The sequence below is a fragment of the Leucobacter chromiisoli genome (assembly GCF_016522505.1).
GTDB classification, from domain to species: Bacteria; Actinomycetota; Actinomycetes; order Actinomycetales; family Microbacteriaceae; genus Leucobacter; species Leucobacter chromiisoli.
On the sequence record NZ_JAEHOH010000015.1, the window covers coordinates 76,868 to 94,104 of the forward strand.

Consider the following 17,237-nt stretch of genomic DNA (forward strand, 5'->3'; position numbering starts at 1 on the left):
GTCCGACCCCGCTGAAGGAGCCCGACACATGAGCAATCCTGCTCTCAACAACAATCCGGCGCTGAACGGCAAGACGCTCACCGCCGACGAGCTGCGGCGCATCTACGATCAGCCGGCTGCGCAGACGCAGCGTCCGGGGATCGATCCCGAGCCGCAGGGCGGTTTCGGTGCGCAGCAGCCGCCCGCCATCGCCCCCTCCGACAAGCCGATGACCTACGAGAACACCATCTCCAAGACGGTGATGCTGTTCCTCATCGTGCTCGCGACGGGCGCCGTCGGCTGGTTCATGCCCCTCCTCGCGCTTCCCGCGGCGATCGCGGGGCTCGTGCTCGGGCTCGTCAACGCCTTCAAGAAGGAGCCGAGCGTCCCGCTCATCGTCCTCTACGCGGCGGTGCAGGGCGTGTTCCTCGGCGGCATCTCGGGTATTTTCGAGGGCCGGTGGCCCGGCATCGTCTCGCAGGCCGTCATCGGCACCCTCGCCGTCTTCGGCGTGACGCTGCTGCTCTTCCGCAGCGGCAAGGTGCGCACCAGCCCGAAGATGACCAAGATCTTCATGATCGCGATGGTCGGCTACCTCGCCTTCTCCGTCGTCAACGTCGTGCTGATGCTGACCGGCGTGAACAGCGACCCCTGGGGCATGCGGGGTGCCACGGTCTTCGGCATTCCGCTGGGCCTCGTCATCGGCGCGCTCGCCGTGCTGCTCGCGGCCTACTCGCTCGTCATGGACTTCGAGATGATCCAGAACGGCGTGCGCAACCGCGTGCCCGAGAAGTGGGCCTGGTCGGCGGCGTTCGGCCTCATGGTCACGCTGATCTGGCTCTACGTCGAGATCCTGCGCATCCTCGCCATCCTGCGCGGGGACTGATCTCCGGGGCTGTGCGGGGACCGATCGCCGCGCAGCCCGACCCGTAGCGCAGCCCGACTCGCAGCGGAGACCGACTCCCGCGGCGAGTCGCCGTTCGCAGGTGGAGGGGCGGGGGCCCCGGGGGCCCCCCCCCCCTCCACCTGCGTCTGCCGGCTCTCCAGCGGTTCCCTGCGGACAGGACCCCTGCCTTCGCCCGGAATGCGGAGCCTCGAGGGGGCGCGGAACGCGACCCCTCGGCGCCCCTCGGCGATCCCGAGCGCCGCCCTACCGGACGGCCCGGAGCGCGGCGAGCAGCGCGTCGATGTCGCGGTCGGCCGAGTAGGCGTGCAGCGAGAGGCGCAGGCGCTGCCCTCGGGGCGAGGTGCCGATGCGGTGCTCCGCGAGCCGGCCGGCGAGCGCGTCCGGGTTCTCGTCGAGCACGGCGACCTGGGGGCCGCGGTGCGCGGGATCATCGGGGTAGTCGACCGTGAGGCCGAGGCCGGCGAGCTCGTCCGCGAGGCGCTCGCGGAGTCGGACCACGTGCTCCCACGCGTCCGCGGGATCGACCTGCGCGATCGTCTCGAAGCCCGCGACGCCGGCGTAGGCCGACGGGATCGGGTGCGTGCCCATCTCGAATCGGCGCGCGTTCTGCGGGTAGTCGACGCCGGAGGGGTCGAAGGCGAACGGGTTCACCCGACCGAACCATCCGGTGAGCTGCGCGGCGCGCTCCACGTTCACGCAGTCGCGCACGTAGAGCATCGCGATCCCCGGGAGCCCCAGCAGGTACTTCAGGTTGCCGGTGACGAGGAAGTCGCAGCCCAGCTCCGAGGCCGAGAACGGGAGGACGCCGGCGCCCTGGTAGGCGTCGACGAACACCAGCGCGCCCACGGAGTGCGCGTGCTCGATCACCCGATCGATCTCGGGCCGGGTGCCGTTGATGTAGCTGACAAGCGGGATCGAGACGAGTTTGGTGCGCTCGTCGATCAGCGGGATCCAGTTGTCGGCGTGGAGCGAGGCCTCGACGCCCTCGACGTTGACGACGTCGAGGGGTGCGTGCTGCGCCCGCCACACGTTGCCGACCGAGGGGAACTCGAGGTCGGAGGTGACGAGCCGGTTGCGCTCCCCGCTCCAGTCGAGGGATGAGACGACCTGGTAGGCCCCCTCCGAGGCGCACGAGAGCACGGCCACGTTCTCGCCGTCCACGTCGAGGAAGCGACCTGCCAGACGGCGGTACTCCTCCACCTTGCCCACCCACGCGCCCCACGGCGCCTGCTCGTCGATGAGACCCGCGGTCATGCGCTGCATGGTGTGCGCGAGTCGGTCGGAGAGCGCTCCCTGGCTGCAGCTCGCGAAGTGCGGCGCCTCGTCGAGCGCGGGGAAGCCGAGGCGGAACTGCGCCGGACTCAGGGGTGCGATCGGTGCTGACATGAGGATTCTCCCTACGGTGGATCTGATGGGGTCTAGTCTCGGGCCTGCCGACGCGCCGGCGCGGAGCCCGCGGTCTCGGCGGCCCCGCCGTAGGCGGCCTCCGCCGTGCCCGAAGCGGTGATGACGGCCCGCGCGGCGTCCTTCTCGACGGCGCCGTCGACGCCCTCGTAGCGACGCCCCCACCCCGTGATCACGGCGACGGCGATCACGCAGGTGAGCACGAGCGGGTAGAAGGCTCCCGTGAAGATCGACATCGGGCCGAGCGCCGGAGCGTCGCCCTGATCGACGGTGAGCAGGCTGGCGATGAAGAGGAACGAGCTGACGACGGGCACCACGCTGCCGAGGCCGAGGGCGAAGCAGTCCATGACGTTCGCGCGGCGGTACGGGTGGAGCCCGACCCGGGCTCCGAGGCGGTCGGCGATGGGGCCGAACACGAGCATCGAGGGGCCGTTGACGCTCGCGAACAGGGTCGTGGTCGCGAGGATCCCGCCGCCGATGGCGATCTCCGCGCGGCGGGGCGTGGTCACCCAGCCGCTGGAGACCACGCGGTGCACGAGCCGGTCGAGCACGCCCGCGCTCTCGAGCACGCCCAGCATCGCGAAGACGGCCACGTTGAGCCCGATGATCGGGATGATGCCGGCGACGCCCTCGACGAAGAAGCCCGTGATGGCGTCGCCCTCGACGCCGACGATGCCGGCCGGCGCGAGCACTCCGCTGAGGAGGCCGACCGCGATGCCGACGACGATGCCCGCGGTCACCGCCTTGAAGATGTTCCGGGTAACGACCGCGGTGCCGATGAGCGCCGCGACCGCCAGCAGCATCCAGAGGCCCCGCGCCGAGAAGTCGCCCGCGGAGACGTTCGCCACGGCGTCGCCCCCGGAGGAGACGGCGACGCCGACGCCGAGGAAGAGGCCGCAGGCGATGGCCGCGGCCGTGAGCGAGTAGCGCAGGCGGCTGCCGACCACCCCGGGCACCTCGGCCGTGCCGTCCTTGGTGCGGTAGCGCTGCGTCGCAGAGGAGATGATCGTCGAGTCCGAGATCGGCGCGACGTTGTCGCCGAAGAGCGCGCCCGAGAGCAGCGCGCCGGCGAGCAGCACGGGGTCGGCGCCGACGACGACGCCGGCCGGGTAGAAGATGGGGAACACGGTGAACAGGGTGCCGAGCGACGATCCGGTGGACATCGCGATCGCGCAGACCGCGACGAAGGCGATGGCGATGAACACGCCCCCGTTCACCCCCGTCGCCAGCGACAGCCAGATGAACCCCTCGGAGAGGCCCGTCGACTTGATGAGCTGGGAGATCACGCCGACCGCGAGCAGCAGCATGATCAGCGTGACGGCCGTCTTCGACGCGATGCCGCGGAAGACCGCTTCCCAGAAGGCCTCGTAGCCGCGCGCGAAGGGGGCGGCGACGAGCAGGCCGACCAGCGCCGCAGCGGTGAGGGCGTTCATGTCGAAGGCCCGGAACACCACGAAGAAGGCGATCGTCGCCACGGCGAAGACGATGGGGGCGATGAACGCCCCGAAGAGGCCGATGCGGAAGGTCAGGGGCTGCGGGTTCTGGTCATCACTCATGGAGCACCTTCGGTCTGAGCAACTGCGGCCCTCGCGGGGTTCCGAGGGACCGGATGCGAGGCTTCGCCGCGCACCGCCCCGAGCCTATCTGAAATGAATCAAACTTCAACTCCACTGAATTTCCGGGATCGCGAGGCGGTCCCTCCGAGGCTCAGTAGCTCGGCGGCGACACGGAGAGCGTGAAGCGGACGATCCCGGTGGTGCGGTTGACGAAGCGGTGGGGGCGCGCCGACGCGAAGTACGCGCTGTCCCCCGTGGCGAGGGCGTGCGCGACGCCGTCGACCTCGAGGGTCAGCACGCCGTCGGTCACCAGCACGCACTCCTCGCTCGGCGGGTGCGCCCACGGCTCCTCGCTCGAGGCGGCCCCGGGGGCGAGTTCCCCGGCGAGCACTTCGAGGCGGCCGCTCCCTGGGGAGATCCGGGAGTAGGAGATGCCGCCGTGCGGCGAGCGCACGATCATCCGATCGGCCTCGCGGATCACCCGGACCGGGCTCTCCTCCCCCTCCGAGAACAGGTCGAACAGGGGCGTGCCGAGCGCTCTGGCGATCCGACGGAGCGCTTCGAGGCTCGGGTCGCTGTGCCCGCGCTCGATCTGGCTCACCTGCGCCGGCGACAGCTCGGCCGCCCGGGCCAGCTGCTGCGCCGTCATCCCGATCTCCTGACGCCTACCGCGAATCCGTTCCCCGAGCACTCCGTCATCTTGCCACACGGTCCCGGCCCGCCGGGTTCGCGGGCGTCGGGAGCGCCGCGGGGCCCGAGCCCTCCTTCTAGCCGAGGCCCCTGCTTCCCGCAAGGGGTTGAGGAGCAGTAGGAGCAGTGATTCCGTAAGGACTGTACTTCTTCTTCACCGCGGCACGGACGCACGCACATCCCGCACTCCGGGCGGCGCGGCGCATGTCGCGCGGTGGAGCGATCCCACCACAGAGAAACGAGTCTGGTATGTCGGTCATCACAGCATTGCCGTTGCACCCGGTCGACGTCTCGTCCTCGGACGACGCGCAGCAGAGCCGCTCGAACGAGAGGGTCGTCTCCCACCTCGACGTCGCCGAGGCGCTGGCCTGGCGGTTCACGGCCGGGCACCGGGACATCGACGACCTGCGCCAGGTGGCGTACATGGGGCTCGTGAAGGCTTCCCGCCGCTACGACCCCGACAAGGGAGAGGACTTCGTCTCGTTCGCCGTACCGACGATCTCGGGCGAGCTGAAGCGACACCTGCGCGATCAGGGCTGGCTCGTGCGCCCTCCGCGGAGGGTCCAGGAGCTGCATCTGAGCATCGCGAAGACGCGCGATGCGTTGACCCAGGAGCTGCAGCGAGAGCCATCCGCCGAGGACTTCGCCGAACGGCTGGGCGTCCGCCCCGAGGAGGTGTGGGAGGCCCTCGAGTCGCACAACAGCATGCAGCCCCTCTCGCTCGACGCACCGCTCGGTGAGGACGGCGACAGCCTCGCGGACTGCATCGCCGAGGACGACGAGACGTTCGAGCGGGCCGAGATCGTCGCGACGCTCGCGCCCGCGCTGCAGCGCCTGGGACGGCGCGAGCGCCAGATCCTCTACCTCCGGTTCTACCGCGAGTTCACCCAACAGGAGATCGCGAGGTCCGTCCACGTGACGCAGATGCACGTCTCGCGGCTGCTCAGCCGCACACTCGGCGAGCTGCGCGCGGCGCTCACCGAGGGGCGTCCCGTCGTCCCGATCCATCCCGCCGGGCGAGAGGCGGCGCATCCGACCGAACGGGAGGCGGCGCACCCCGCACGGCGGGAGGCCCAGGCCCACCCCGCGCGGCGGGAGACCCTTCACGCCGTCGAACGGCGGATCGCCTGAGGGATCGCGGGGGCGCGGCGGCGCGGCAGATCCCTCACCGCGGCCAGGACGTCCCGGGCGGTGACCGCGAGGAGCGCGGGATCGGGCTCCTCCGAGAACGTCTCGCCCCGACGCTGCGAAGCGTCGGTGAGCACGATGTGGGGCCCGGGAGGCGGCCCCCACTCCTCCGGCGGGGCGGGACCGAACAGGACGACGGAGGGAGTGCCGTAGGCCGACGCCAGGTGTGCGGCCCCGGTGTCCGCCGAGACCACGAGCTCGGCGTCGGCGATCTGCGCGGCGAACTCGCCGAGGCTCATGCGCCCCGCCAGCACGGCGTCCTCCGGCAGCCCGGCGAGCCGCGCCACGTCGAGCGCCCGTGCCCGCTCCGCACCGCTTCCCGTGAAGACGACCCGCCGTCCCTCGCTCGCGAGCGACTCGGCCACGACGCCGAAGCGCTCGGCCGGCCACTGCCTCGAGCCGTAGAACGCGCCCACGTGCACGACCGCGGCGCCGCCCCCGACGAGCGGCGGGACCGACGGCCTCTCGATGCGCACCTCGTCGGGATCCCCCGGCATCCCGAAGGCCTCGACGAGCCGCACCCAGCGACGCCGCTCGAGGATCCCGTCGAGCCAGGGCACGCGGTCCCCGTGGGCGACGACGGCTCGCGCCTCGAGCGCGTCGATGACGGCCCGGCTCTCCGGGCCGTTGCCGTGCAGGTTCACGGCGGTGTCGATGCGGCCCGGCGCGATCGGCAGCGGCTCGTCGAGCCCGGGCGCCGCGTGGTGCTCGTCCACTCCCCCGATGAGGTCGATGATCGGGCGGAGCCACTCGGGCATCGCGAGGATCAGGCGGTGATCGGGCCTCGCGCGGCGGATCGCGCGGATCGCCGGGACGGCGACGAGCAGGTCGCCGAGTTTGAGCGCGCGCAGCGCGAGGAGACGGGGCGCGTCGGGGTCTCGATGGGACATGTGATCCACTCTCACAGAAGAGGCCGGCTCCTCCAAGGGGCCGGCGTCGTTCTCGCGGGACGCGGCAGGAGATTCCCGCGAAGAGGTTTGCCCGGCGCCGCGGGCGGGAAGAAGAACTCCATGAGCACTATTCCTGAACCGGCGGCGGTGCTGTTCGACCGGGACGACACCCTCATCGAGAACGTGCCGTACAACGGCGACCCCGATGCCGTCGTCCCCATGCCCACCGCGGCGTCGGCCCTCGAGCGGCTGCGGGGCCTCGGGGTGAAGGTCGGCGTGGTCACCAACCAGTCGGGCATCGCGCGCGGCCTCCTCTCCCGCGAGCAGGTGGACGCGGTGAACCGTCGCGTCGAGGAGCTGCTCGGCCCGTTCGACACCTGGCAGGTCTGCCCGCACGGCCCGGCGGACGCCTGCGCCTGCCGCAAGCCCTCGCCCGGGCTCATCGAGAGCGCGGCCGCCGAACTCGGCGTCGACGTGGAGCGGGTGGCGATGGTCGGCGACATCGGGATCGACGTCGAGGCCGCCGAGGCAGCCGGAGCGCGGGGCGTGCTCGTGCCGACGCCCGTCACCCTTCCCGAGGAGGTCGCGGCGGCGCGGGAGGTCGCCGGCAGTGTGGCCGAGGCGGTCGCGCTGCTCTTCCCCGGGGGTGAGGCCCGATGACGCGGGTGCTGGTGGCGAGGCTCGACAGCGTGGGCGACGTGCTGCTGTCGGGCCCCGCCGTCCGAGCGATCGCCGCGGGGGCCGACGAGGTCTGGATGCTCTGCGGGCCCACGGGCGCGCCGGCGGCCGAGCTGCTCCCCGGAGTCGATCGCGTGCTGACCTGGGCGGCGCCGTGGATCGTCTCGCCCGCACCGCCCTTCACCCCGGAGAGCGCCGAGGAGCTCGCCGGCCTGATCGCCGAGTGCCGGCCGGACTCCGCCGTCATCCTCACCTCGTTCCACCAGTCGCCGCTGCCGCTGGCCGCCATGCTCAGGCTCGCGGGAGTGTCACGGATCGCGGGCGCCTCCGTGGATCACGCCGGTTCTCTCCTCGACGTCCGCCTCACCCCCGGCGAGGACTTCCCCGAGGATCAGCCCGAGGCGCTGCGGGCGCTCGCGATCGCCGGAGCGGCCGGGTTCCCCGCTCCCCCGGACGATCGGCTCGCCGTGCGCGACCTCCCCGACGTCTCCGATCTCGTGCCGGACGGCCCCTACGTCGTCGTGCACCCCGGCGCATCGGTGCCCGCACGGGAGTGGCCCGCCGGGCATCACCGGCGCCTCACCGAGGAGCTGAGCGAGCGCGGGCGCACCGTCCTCGTGACCGGCACGCCCGCGGAGGCGGAGCTGACGGCGCGCGTCGCGGGATCCCGGGGCATCGATCTCGGCGGTCGCACGGACCTCCACGGCCTCGCGGGGATCCTCGCGGGCGCGGACGCCGCGGTGGTGGGCAATACGGGCCCCGCTCACCTCGCCGCCGCGGTCGGCACCCCGATCGTCAGCCTGTTCTCCCCGGTCGTGCCCGCGGTGCGATGGGCGCCCTGGGGGGTTCCGACGATCGTGCTCGGCGATCAGGAGGCGGCGTGCCGCGGCAGCCGGGCCCGCGTGTGCCCGGTCCCCGGTCACCCGTGCCTCTCGCAGGTCGACCCCGCGACGGTGGCCGACGCCTGCGAGCGTCTCATCAGCGAAACGGAAGGAGCGCAGAGGTGAACATCCTCTTCTGGCACGCCCACGGCGGATGGGCCGACGCGTTCGTGCGCGGCCCCCACAGGTACCTGCTGCCGACGACCCCGGATCGGGGCCCGTTCGGCCTCGGCCGCGCGGACCGCGACTGGCCCGAGAACGCGGTGGAGGTCGCTCCCGAGGATCTCGCGGACGCCGAGGTCGACGTCGTCGTGCTCCAGCGGCTCGAGGAGTTCGAGCTCGCCGAGCGCTGGCTGAATCGGCGGCTGGGGCGCGACGTCGCCGCGGTGTTCGTCGAGCACAACACCCCCAAGGGCGACGTGCCGAACAGCATCCACCCCTTAGCCGATCGCTCCGACGTGACGGTCGTCCACGTCACCCACTTCAACTCGCTCATGTGGGACACGGGCAGCGCGCCGACGACGGTCGTCGAGCACGGGATCCCGGATCCCGGGCAGCGGTACTCGGGAGGGCTCGAGCGCTTCGCCGCGGTGATCAACGAGCCCGTGCGCCGGCGCCGGGTGAGCGGAACCGATCTGCTCGGCGAGTTCGCCGGGGTCGCCCCGGTCGACGTCTACGGCATGGGCACGGAGGAGCTGCGGGAGTTCTTCCCCGACCGGGCCGTCGCGGGCGCCGGGGATCTGCCGACGCGGCTGATGCACGCGGAGCTGGCCTCCCACCGCGCCTACCTGCACACCACGAGGTGGACCTCGCTCGGCCTGTCGCTCCTCGAGGCCATGCACCTCGGCATGCCCGTCGTCGCCCTCGGCACCACCGAGGCGTACCGTGCCGTGCCTCCCGAGGCGGGCGCGATATCGACGGATGTCCGCGAGCTGCTTCGCGCCGCCCGCGACCTCCACGAGGATCTCGACGAGGCGCGCCGGCGGGGCGCCGTCGCACGGGCCTTCGCGCTCGAGCACTACGGCCTCCCCCGATTCCTCGCCCGCTGGAACGAGGTGCTCGAAGACGTCGTCGCCGCGGCGGCGCAACGCGCGAAAGCGCTCCAACCGACAGGAAGGACGGCCTCATGAGGGTTTCGATGATCTCGGAGCACGCCAGCCCGCTCGCGGTGCTCGGCGGCGTCGACGCGGGAGGGCAGAACGTCCACGTCGCAGCGCTGTCCATCGCCCTCGGGCGGCTCGGCCACGAGGTGACCGTGTACACGCGGCGGGACGACGCTGCCCTGCCCGACCGCGTGCCGATGGCGCCGGGCGTGGAGGTGGTGCACGTCAACGCCGGCCCGATCGAGCCGATCCCGAAGGACGAGATGCTGCCCTACATGGGCGAGCTCGCGGACGGGGTCGTGGCCGACCGGCATCGCGCCCGGCCGGACGTGCTGCACAGCCACTTCTGGATGTCGGGCCTCGCGGGACTCGACGCCGCCCACCGGCTGGGCGTGCCCCTGCTCCACACCTTCCACGCCCTCGGCGTGGTGAAGCGCCGGCATCAGGGCGTCGAGGACACGAGCCCGCCCGAGCGGCGATGGCTGGAGCCGCGGGTCGGGCGGGAGGCCGACGGCGTCATCGCGACCTGCTCGGACGAGGCCTTCGAGCTGAAGGCGCTCGGCGTGCCGCCGCACCGCATCTCGGTGGTGCCCTGCGGCGTGGATCTCGAGGCGTTCACCCCCGAGGGCCCGATCGCGACGCGCCCTCGGCGCCACCGCATCGTCACCGTGGGGCGCCTCGTGCGGCGCAAGGGCGCGGACACCGTCATCGAGGCGCTGGCCGGGCTGAACCGGGATCTCGACGTCGAGCTCGTCGTCGTCGGCGGCCCGGGCGACGTGGCGGAGACGCTGGCCGACGCCGAGGCGCAGCGCCTGCTCGCCCTCGCCTCGGACCTCGGGGTCGCGGATCGGCTGACCTTCACGGGTCAGGTCTCCCGCGCCGATATGCCGACGCTGCTGCGCTCGGCGGACGCCGTCGTGTGCACGCCCTGGTACGAGCCCTTCGGGATCGTGCCCCTCGAGGCGATGGCCTGCGGCGTCCCGGTGGTCGCCGCGGCGGTCGGCGGTTTCATCGACACGGTGAGGGACGACGAGACGGGCCGGCTGGTGCCTCCGAGGGATCCGGAAGCCCTCGCGCGCACGCTGGAGGCTCTGCTCGGGGACGACGAAGCCCGTCGCGCGTACGGGGCGGCCGGCCGCGCGCGCGTGGAATCGCGCTACTCGTGGGGGCGCATCGCCGAGGAGAGCGCCCGGGTGTACCGCGCAGCCGCCGCGGCCCGCCCCTCCTCGATCACCGTCGCGAGCGGAGGAACCTCATGATCACCGAACAGAGCATCCAGAGCCCGACCCGCGACCGGGTCGAGACGCACGTGAACGCGCTGCGGCCCGTTCTCGACGTGCTCCAGACGGAGGCGCCGCTCATCGGCCGCTGGGGCGAGACGCTCGCTGAGCGGTTGCTGCGCGGTCAGCGCCTGCTCGCCGCGGGGAACGGCGGATCGGCCGCGGAGGCGCAGCACCTCACCGCCGAGCTGGTGGGCAGGTTCGACGGCGAGCGCCGTCCGTTCTCGGCCATCTCCCTGCACGCGGAGACCTCGGCCGTGACCGCGATCGCCAACGACTACGGCTACGACGAGGTGTTCGCCCGGCAGGTCTCGGGCCACGCCCGGCACGGCGACATCCTCCTGCTGCTCTCCACGAGCGGCGCCAGCCGGAACCTGCTCCTCGCCGCGGAGGCGGCGAGCGCCTGCGGTGCGACGACGTGGGCCCTGACCGGCGAGGGGCCGAACCCGCTCTCGAGCCTCGTCGACGAGGCGCTGTGCCTGCCCGGCCCCTCGGCGAACGTGCAGGAGGCGCAGCTCGTCGCAATCCACGCGATCTGCCGCGTCTTCGACGCCGCGGTGGCGGCGGCCGCGGAACGGGGGCGGTCATGAAGCTCGTCGTCGTCGGAGACGTCCTGCTCGATCGCGACGTCACGGGCACGTCGGAGCGGCTGAGCCCCGAGGCGCCCGTGCCCGTCGTCGACGTCGCGTACACGAGGAGGCGGGCCGGCGGCGCCGGTCTCGTCGCGACGATGCTGGCGGCGGAGGCCGACGTGAGCCTCGTCACCGTCCTCTCGGACGATGAGAGCTCGGACGAGCTCCGCTCGGCTCTGCGCGGCGTCAGCGTCGTCGCGGGACCGTCGGGCGCGCCGACTCCCGTGAAGACCAGGGTCGGGGTCGCGGGGCACCCCATCGTCCGCATCGACGAGGGCTGCGCTCCGGCGCCCGTCCCCGAGGCGACGGAGGCGATGCTCGCCGAGATCGAGGGCGCCGACGTGATCATGGTCGCCGACTACGGCCGCGGGCTCACCCGCAACGAGCCGGTGCGGGAGGCGCTCCGCGAGCGCGGGCGCACCGTTCCGATCGTCTGGGATCCCCACCCCAGGGGTGCTCCTCCGGTGGAGACGAGCAGCGTCGTCACGCCGAACCTCTTCGAGGCCGCTGCGGCGGCCGGGGTGCCGGCCTCCTTCGAGAGCGCGTTCGAGGCGGGGCGCATCCTGCGCGAGCGGTGGGGCTGCGCGGCGGTGGCGGTCACGGTCGGCGAACGCGGAGTCGTGGTCGCGCGCGAGGAGGAGGCGCTCCCGGTGCACGTCTCGGCGCCCGCCGTGGGCAACGTCGACTCCTGCGGGGCCGGCGACCGCTTCGCGGCCTCGGTCGCGCTGGCGCTCGGCGGCGGAGAGGATCTCTCGGCCGCCGTCACGCACGCCGTCGACGCGACCTCCCGCTTCCTCGGCGCCGGCGGTGTGGCGTCGCTCGACACGGAGGTCGTCCCCCTGCGGACCAGGGTCGCCGACGCGTTCCGCGTCGCTCGCGACACCCGCGCGAGGGGCGGCACGGTGGTCGCGACGGGCGGCTGCTTCGACCTGCTGCACGCCGGGCACGCCCGCACGCTCGCCGCGGCGCGCGAGCTCGGCGACTGCCTGATCGTCTGCCTCAACTCGGACGACTCGGTGCGGCGGCTCAAGGGCCCCGAGCGTCCGATCATGACCCAGGCGGATCGGGAGGATCTGCTGACGTCGCTCGCCTGCGTGGACGGGGTGCTCGTCTTCGACGAGGACACGCCCGACACCGTCCTGCGGCGCCTGCAGCCGGATGTCTGGGTGAAGGGCGGCGACTACAGCGCCGCCGCGCTCCCGGAGGCGGAGACCGTCGCGGAGTGGGGCGGCCGCACGGTCACGGTCCCCTACCACCCGGGTCGCTCCACCACCCGACTCGCCAGCGCGATCGAACGCGTCGGCTAGGCAACGAGAGAAAGGACAGTCGATATGACAGATCCCGTGAACGTGGGACTCAGCGGCCGCATCCTCATCACCGGCGGCGGATCCGGCCTCGGCGCGGCCGTTGCGGCGGCGGTGCGCGCCGCCGGCGGCACGCCGATCATCCTGGACCGCGACATCAGCTCCGCGGGAGACGTCGCCGCATACGAGGCCGACGTCTCGGATGGGCGCGCCGTCGAGGAGGTCGTCCGCAGGATAGCGGACGAGCAGGGCGGGCTCGAGGGCGTCGTGACGGCGGCGGGCATCGACCGCTGCGGTCGACTCGAAGACGTCGATCCCGATGAGTGGGAGCGCGTGATCGGCGTCAATCTGATCGGCACGGCGGCCGTGGTCCGAGCCGCGCTGCCCTCGCTGATGGCCTCCCACGGCCGAGTGGTGACGGTGGCCTCGAGCCTGGCTCTCCGCGCGGTCGCCGACGCCACGGCGTACTGCGCGTCCAAGTTCGGGGTGCTCGGCTTCTCACGCGCGCTCGCGGCCGAGACCCGCGGTCAGATCGGGGTCACGACGCTCATCCCGTCGGGAATGAGCACGCGCTTCTTCGACGACCGCGAGGAGAAGTACAAGCCGCCGAGCGACGCCAACCTCAACGATCCCCGGGCGGTCGCCGACGCCGTGGTCTTCGCGCTGGGCCAGCCGAGGGGATGCGAGGTGCGCGAGCTCGTCATCTGCCATGAGGAAGAGGAGTCCTGGCCGTAAGCGAGGCCACGTCCTCCCACACCGAGGCCGCGGGCACGTCGTCGACGAAGGAGACGTCGTGCCCGCAGTGCTCCGCGGTCCAGCCGACCTGCGTGGCGTCCCGCCCGCACACCGGGCAGTGCGTCGTCCAGGCGAGCTGCACCCGATGCCTGCCGCGCTCCAGCGGCCCCGCGTTGATGAGGTTCCCGAACCAGTACACGGAGGCCGTCGCGGTGCCCACGGCCTGCGCCAGGTGCCTGGGCCCGCTGTCGTTCCCGGCGAAGACGTCCGCCGTCGCGAGGATCCCGACCAGTTCCGAGATCGAGAGGTCTCCCGCGCGGAGCGCGACGGATCCCGCCTCCGCACCCGCGGCGTCGCGCGCGAGCCCCGCGATCCTCGCGGCGGTCTCCGCCTCGGCCTCGCCTCCGATCACCACCACGCCGCCGCCCGCCGAGGCGTGCTTCGCGGCGATCTCCGCGAAGCGCTCCGGCGCCCACCTGCGCCGCGGATCCGTCGCCCCGGGGTGCACCGCGAGCACCGGGCCGGTCAGTGCGGCGGTGGCGGCCTCCCCCGCGCGCAGGTCCTCCCGCGTCGGGACGATGCGCGGCTCGAGCGACACGGGAGCGGCGCCGGCGAGGGTCGCGACCTCCAGCGCACGGATCACCTCGTGCTGGTAGTAGACGTAGTGCAGAGCGCGTTCGAGCGGCTCCGCGTCCTCCGTCCGCGTGCCGACCGTGTGCCGTGCCCCGAGCCGCTTGAGGAAGGGGTTCGAGTTGCGGCCGCCCCCGTGCACCTGCACCGCGAGGTCGACGCTCCCCGCGAGCCTCGAGAAGAAGGCGTCGACGGCCGACGGATCCGGCTCGCCGTCGCGCACGCCGGCGGCCACCGGCAGCACCTCGACGCGGTGCACGGCCGCGCAGCGGCCCGGCAGCACCTCGGCGTGCAGCGGCGAGCCGAGCAGCACGATCTCCGCCCCGGGGTAGGTCGCATGCAGGGCCTCGAGGGCCGGAACCGCGAACATGAGGTCGCCGAGCCCGCCGCCGCGCAGCACCGCGATGGAGCGCACGCCGTCGAAGGGCCGGTGGGGCGTGGCGAAGGCTGCGGCCGGGCGGGCCGCCTCCGGATCCGTGAGCATGCGCTTCCTCTCGTTCCTCGGTCGCTGTCCCTCTTCCCATTCGGAGCCGTCGGCAAACCCCCAGCAAGCGGACGATTAGAACCTCGACGAAGGGGGTAACCCGAGCGGTAACGGGACGACGGGAGGCACCATGACGACGACGGACGCGACGACCCGCTCGCGCGACTACGCGCTGAACGCGGGGGTGGTCACCGAGCTGGCCGCGATGAGGCCCCGGGTGCTGGTCATCGGCGACCTCATCCTCGACGGATGGTGGGACGGAGCGGCCGAGCGCATGAGCCGGGAGGCCCCCGCCCCGGTCGTGGAGATCTCCCGACGGCGCTTCGCTGCCGGGGGAGCGGCGAACACCGCCGTCAACCTGGCCGCGCTCGGCGCCGACGTGCGGATCGTCGGCGTCATCGGGGACGACGAGGCCGGTCGCGAGCTGCGATCCATCCTCAGCTCCTCCGGCGTCGACACCCGAGGGCTCGTCGAGACCGCCGCGGGCCGCACCGTCGCGAAGAACCGCGTCGTCAGCGGCGAGCAGGTGCTGGTGCGGCTCGACGACGTCAACGGGGACCCGTACCCGGAGGAGGCGCTCGAAGCCGCGGCGGAGGCCGCGGAGGCGTCGTCCGGCTGGGCCGAGCTCGAGGTGATCTGCGACTACGGCTGCGGACTGTTCGTCCCAGCCCTGACCGCCCGGCTCGCGCGCCGTGTTCGCAGACCGCGACCCTGCATCGTCGACGCGCACGACCTGCGCCGCACGCGGATCCTGCGGCCCGACGTGGTGACCCCCAACGCCGGCGAGTTCGAGCAGCTGTGCGGCCGTCTCGATCCCGGCCGTCGCGCCGAGGAGGTGCCCGCTCGGCGCGAGGCCCTCCTCGAGGCGAGCGGCGCGCGCTCCGCGGTGGTCACGCTCGACCGGGAGGGAAGCGTGACGCTGAGCCCCGAGGGCGGGGTGCACCGCACCTTCGCCCACCCGGCGACGGAGCGGCAGGCCTCCGGGGCCGGCGACACCTTCACCGCCGGTCTGGCACTCGCCCTCTCGGGGGGCCTGCCCCTGGCGGACGCCGCGGACCTCGCCCAGCTCGCAGCGGACATCGTCGTGCGCCGCCCCGGCACCTCGGTGTGCTCCGCCCACGATCTGCGCGCGGAGCTCGCCCCCGCGGACGACGCGGCCGTCGATCACGACACGCTCGAAGCGCGAGTCGCCGAGCACCGCGCGGAGGGCCGCCGGATCGTGTTCACGAACGGCTGCTTCGACGTGCTGCACCGCGGGCACACGGCGTCGCTCCGCCAGGCGAAACGGCTCGGCGACGTGCTCGTCGTGGCCATCAATGACGACGACTCGGTGCGCCGCCTGAAGGGGCCCGACCGTCCCGTGAACACGGCCACCGACCGCGCCGCCGTCCTCGCGGCGCTCGAGTGCGTCGACTACGTCGCCGTGTTCTCGAGCGACACGCCGATCCCCCTGCTCGAGCGGCTGCAGCCCGAGGTCTACGCGAAGGGCGGGGACTACACGCCGGAGATGCTCCGGGAGACCGCCGTCGTGCGCGGCTACGGCGGCCTGGTGAGCATGCTCGACTACGTCGAGGCCCATTCGACGAGCGGCATCGTCGAGCAGATCCGCGAGCACCGGCCGACGACGGTCCCCGGAGGCGTGGGATGACGAGCCGACGCTGGTCGGGGGCGTGGGCGCGGCCCCCGGAGGAGACGCGGTCCCCGCTCGTCGACGTGCTGATCCCGACCGTCGGCCGGATCGCCGAGCTCGGAGTCACGCTCGCCGGGCTCGCGGGTCAGGACGAGCCCGCCTTCCGGGTGGTGATCAGCGACCAGTCCGACGAGGGGGTCGCGCAGGCGCCCGCGGTCGCCGCCATGCTGCGCGTGCTCACGGCGCAGGGCCGGGAGCCGCGGGTGGAGCGCCACCTCCCCAGGCGGGGGCTCGCGGAGCAGCGCCAGTTCCTCCTCGACCGGGCGAGCGCCGACTACGTGCTCTATCTCGACGACGACGTCTGGCTGGAGCCGGGCAGCATCGCCCGGCTGCTCGACGCGATCACGGCGTTGGGATGCGGCTTCGTCGGCTCCGCCGTGCAGGGGCTCTCCTATCTGGACGACGACCGCCCCCGGGAGCGCGAACCGCTCGAGTTCTGGCGGGGGCAGGTGCTGCCCGAGAAGGTCGAGCGCGGCACTCCCGCCTTCGAGCGCTGGCGCCTGCACAACGCCGCGAACCTCGCCCACGCCGCCGCGGAGCAGGACGTCCCCGAGGGATCCTGGCGCGCCTACCGGGTGGCATGGGTGGGCGGCTGCGCGATGTTCCGCCGCAGCGCGCTGCTCGCAGCGGGCGGCTTCGGCTTCTGGCACGATCTCCCCCGGGAGCACGTCGGCGAGGACGTCGTGGCCCAGTGGCGGGTCATGGAGCGGTTCGGCGGCGCGGGCATCCTGCCCAGCGGCGCCGTGCACCTCGAGGCCCCCACCACGATCGACAACCGCGACGTCGAGGCGTTCACGGCCCTCGCGAACGCCCGCTCGGAAGAAAGGAAGAGATGATGGCGAACACGCCGAACCCGATTCAGGTGCAGAAGCACCTCGGCGGAATCGACTACCCCGCGTCCAAGGAAGAGATCCTCGACCAGGCGAAGGCCTCGGGCGCGGACGACGAGGTGATGCGCGCGCTGGAGGGCATCGCCGACAAGCGGTACGAGAAGCCGACGGACGTCAGCGCCGAACTCGGCTAGGGCGCACACCCCGGGCCCGGGCTCCGGGCCCGGCCTCCGGAGACGGAGGAGCGGGGGGGGGGGGGGGGCGGGGGGGGGCAACCACGAGACCGCCCCCCGCCCCCCGCCTCGGCTGGCCGCCCCGCGCGGTCCGGCCCCCCCGCTCCTCCTCGTTCCGCTCGCCCGGTCGCCGGCGGGGTCGC

Annotated in this window: 17 protein-coding genes; 12 read left to right on the top strand and 5 right to left on the bottom strand. The window is 73.1% G+C overall.

Going from position 1 to position 17,237, the window contains the following annotated elements; translation table 11 throughout:
• Positions 1-28: 28 nt before the first annotated feature.
• The gene (locus JD276_RS11795) at positions 29-865 is read left to right on the top strand and encodes a Bax inhibitor-1/YccA family protein (protein WP_200115851.1); all 837 of its coding nucleotides are present in this window, start codon (positions 29-31) and stop codon (positions 863-865) included.
• 264 nt (positions 866-1,129) lie between these two features.
• On the opposite strand, the gene JD276_RS11800 is transcribed toward JD276_RS11795, so the two are convergent.
• From JD276_RS11800 to JD276_RS11810, 3 genes are all read right to left on the bottom strand, one after another.
• Complete coding sequence (locus JD276_RS11800) at positions 1,130-2,272, bottom strand: aminotransferase class V-fold PLP-dependent enzyme (RefSeq protein WP_200115852.1); 1,143 nt, start codon at positions 2,270-2,272, stop codon at positions 1,130-1,132.
• 32 nt (positions 2,273-2,304) lie between these two features.
• The gene (locus JD276_RS11805; RefSeq protein ID WP_200115853.1) at positions 2,305-3,846 is read right to left on the bottom strand and encodes a Na+/H+ antiporter NhaC family protein; all 1,542 of its coding nucleotides are present in this window, start codon (positions 3,844-3,846) and stop codon (positions 2,305-2,307) included.
• Between the two features lie 151 nt (positions 3,847-3,997).
• A complete protein-coding gene (locus tag JD276_RS11810) occupies positions 3,998-4,555 on the bottom strand; it encodes a helix-turn-helix domain-containing protein (protein WP_307866552.1) in 558 nt (185 codons plus the stop codon).
• A gap of 230 nt (positions 4,556-4,785) precedes the next feature.
• Here JD276_RS11810 and JD276_RS11815 point away from each other — a divergent pair, with 230 nt between their 5' ends.
• On the top strand, positions 4,786-5,667 hold the full coding sequence (locus tag JD276_RS11815) for a sigma-70 family RNA polymerase sigma factor (RefSeq protein WP_200115855.1): 882 nt from the start codon (positions 4,786-4,788) through the stop codon (positions 5,665-5,667).
• Here the strand turns inward: JD276_RS11815 and JD276_RS11820 are convergent.
• Positions 5,640-6,614 carry a glycosyltransferase family 9 protein gene (locus JD276_RS11820; protein ID WP_200115856.1) on the bottom strand — a complete coding sequence of 325 codons (975 nt, stop codon included), beginning with the start codon at positions 6,612-6,614 and terminating at the stop codon, positions 5,640-5,642. The two genes, JD276_RS11815 and JD276_RS11820, sit on opposite strands and share 28 nt — an antisense overlap.
• 120 nt (positions 6,615-6,734) lie before the next feature.
• Here JD276_RS11820 and JD276_RS11825 point away from each other — a divergent pair, with 120 nt between their 5' ends.
• Genes JD276_RS11825 through JD276_RS11855 form a run of 7 tightly spaced genes read left to right on the top strand, consistent with a single transcriptional unit; the run spans position 6,735 to position 13,227 of the window.
• Positions 6,735-7,274 (top strand): D-glycero-alpha-D-manno-heptose-1,7-bisphosphate 7-phosphatase, encoded by a 540-nt coding sequence (locus JD276_RS11825; protein ID WP_200115857.1) that lies wholly within the window; start codon positions 6,735-6,737, stop codon positions 7,272-7,274.
• Entirely contained in the window at positions 7,271-8,299 is a 1,029-nt protein-coding gene (locus JD276_RS11830; RefSeq protein ID WP_200115858.1) for a glycosyltransferase family 9 protein, read from the top strand. The genes JD276_RS11825 and JD276_RS11830 overlap by 4 nt, the downstream gene beginning before the upstream one ends.
• Positions 8,296-9,303 carry a glycosyltransferase gene (locus JD276_RS11835; RefSeq protein ID WP_200115859.1) on the top strand — a complete coding sequence of 336 codons (1,008 nt, stop codon included), beginning with the start codon at positions 8,296-8,298 and terminating at the stop codon, positions 9,301-9,303. The genes JD276_RS11830 and JD276_RS11835 overlap by 4 nt, the downstream gene beginning before the upstream one ends.
• Positions 9,300-10,535: a glycosyltransferase gene (locus JD276_RS11840; protein WP_200115860.1), complete on the top strand. Its 1,236-nt coding sequence runs from the start codon at positions 9,300-9,302 to the stop codon at positions 10,533-10,535. The genes JD276_RS11835 and JD276_RS11840 overlap by 4 nt, the downstream gene beginning before the upstream one ends.
• Positions 10,532-11,146, top strand: a complete 615-nt coding sequence (locus tag JD276_RS11845) for a D-sedoheptulose-7-phosphate isomerase (protein ID WP_200115861.1) — start codon at positions 10,532-10,534, stop codon at positions 11,144-11,146. The genes JD276_RS11840 and JD276_RS11845 overlap by 4 nt, the downstream gene beginning before the upstream one ends.
• On the top strand, positions 11,143-12,495 hold the full coding sequence (locus JD276_RS11850) for a PfkB family carbohydrate kinase (RefSeq protein WP_200115862.1): 1,353 nt from the start codon (positions 11,143-11,145) through the stop codon (positions 12,493-12,495). Before JD276_RS11845 ends, JD276_RS11850 begins: the two co-directional genes overlap by 4 nt.
• Positions 12,496-12,519: 24 nt before the next feature.
• Entirely contained in the window at positions 12,520-13,227 is a 708-nt protein-coding gene (locus tag JD276_RS11855) for an SDR family oxidoreductase (protein ID WP_200115863.1), read from the top strand.
• On the opposite strand, the gene JD276_RS11860 is transcribed toward JD276_RS11855, so the two are convergent.
• Complete coding sequence (locus tag JD276_RS11860) at positions 13,193-14,341, bottom strand: glycosyltransferase family 9 protein (protein ID WP_200115864.1); 1,149 nt, start codon at positions 14,339-14,341, stop codon at positions 13,193-13,195. The genes JD276_RS11855 and JD276_RS11860 overlap by 35 nt on opposite strands.
• Before the next feature lie 130 nt (positions 14,342-14,471).
• Here JD276_RS11860 and rfaE2 point away from each other — a divergent pair, with 130 nt between their 5' ends.
• From rfaE2 to JD276_RS11875, 3 genes are read left to right on the top strand one after another with little or no spacing between them, the layout of a single operon-like run.
• Positions 14,472-15,989, top strand: coding sequence for a D-glycero-beta-D-manno-heptose 1-phosphate adenylyltransferase (rfaE2, locus tag JD276_RS11865; RefSeq protein WP_200115865.1), 1,518 nt, complete (start codon positions 14,472-14,474; stop codon positions 15,987-15,989).
• Complete coding sequence (locus JD276_RS11870; protein WP_200115866.1) at positions 15,986-16,867, top strand: glycosyltransferase family 2 protein; 882 nt, start codon at positions 15,986-15,988, stop codon at positions 16,865-16,867. Before rfaE2 ends, JD276_RS11870 begins: the two co-directional genes overlap by 4 nt.
• On the top strand, positions 16,867-17,055 hold the full coding sequence (locus JD276_RS11875; RefSeq protein WP_200115867.1) for a DUF2795 domain-containing protein: 189 nt from the start codon (positions 16,867-16,869) through the stop codon (positions 17,053-17,055). The genes JD276_RS11870 and JD276_RS11875 overlap by 1 nt, the downstream gene beginning before the upstream one ends.
• Positions 17,056-17,237 lie beyond the last annotated feature (182 nt).

Coding starts and splice junctions, on each gene's coding strand:
- JD276_RS11795 (WP_200115851.1), top strand. CDS start 29: ATGAGCAATCCTGCTCTCAACAACAATCCGGCGCTGAACGGCAAGACG.
- JD276_RS11800 (WP_200115852.1), bottom strand. CDS start 2,272: ATGTCAGCACCGATCGCACCCCTGAGTCCGGCGCAGTTCCGCCTCGGC.
- JD276_RS11805 (WP_200115853.1), bottom strand. CDS start 3,846: ATGAGTGATGACCAGAACCCGCAGCCCCTGACCTTCCGCATCGGCCTC.
- JD276_RS11815 (WP_200115855.1), top strand. CDS start 4,786: ATGTCGGTCATCACAGCATTGCCGTTGCACCCGGTCGACGTCTCGTCC.
- JD276_RS11820 (WP_200115856.1), bottom strand. CDS start 6,614: ATGTCCCATCGAGACCCCGACGCGCCCCGTCTCCTCGCGCTGCGCGCG.
- JD276_RS11825 (WP_200115857.1), top strand. CDS start 6,735: ATGAGCACTATTCCTGAACCGGCGGCGGTGCTGTTCGACCGGGACGAC.
- JD276_RS11830 (WP_200115858.1), top strand. CDS start 7,271: ATGACGCGGGTGCTGGTGGCGAGGCTCGACAGCGTGGGCGACGTGCTG.
- JD276_RS11840 (WP_200115860.1), top strand. CDS start 9,300: ATGAGGGTTTCGATGATCTCGGAGCACGCCAGCCCGCTCGCGGTGCTC.
- JD276_RS11845 (WP_200115861.1), top strand. CDS start 10,532: ATGATCACCGAACAGAGCATCCAGAGCCCGACCCGCGACCGGGTCGAG.
- JD276_RS11850 (WP_200115862.1), top strand. CDS start 11,143: ATGAAGCTCGTCGTCGTCGGAGACGTCCTGCTCGATCGCGACGTCACG.
- JD276_RS11855 (WP_200115863.1), top strand. CDS start 12,520: ATGACAGATCCCGTGAACGTGGGACTCAGCGGCCGCATCCTCATCACC.
- JD276_RS11860 (WP_200115864.1), bottom strand. CDS start 14,341: ATGCTCACGGATCCGGAGGCGGCCCGCCCGGCCGCAGCCTTCGCCACG.
- rfaE2 (WP_200115865.1), top strand. CDS start 14,472: ATGACGACGACGGACGCGACGACCCGCTCGCGCGACTACGCGCTGAAC.
- JD276_RS11870 (WP_200115866.1), top strand. CDS start 15,986: ATGACGAGCCGACGCTGGTCGGGGGCGTGGGCGCGGCCCCCGGAGGAG.
- JD276_RS11875 (WP_200115867.1), top strand. CDS start 16,867: ATGGCGAACACGCCGAACCCGATTCAGGTGCAGAAGCACCTCGGCGGA.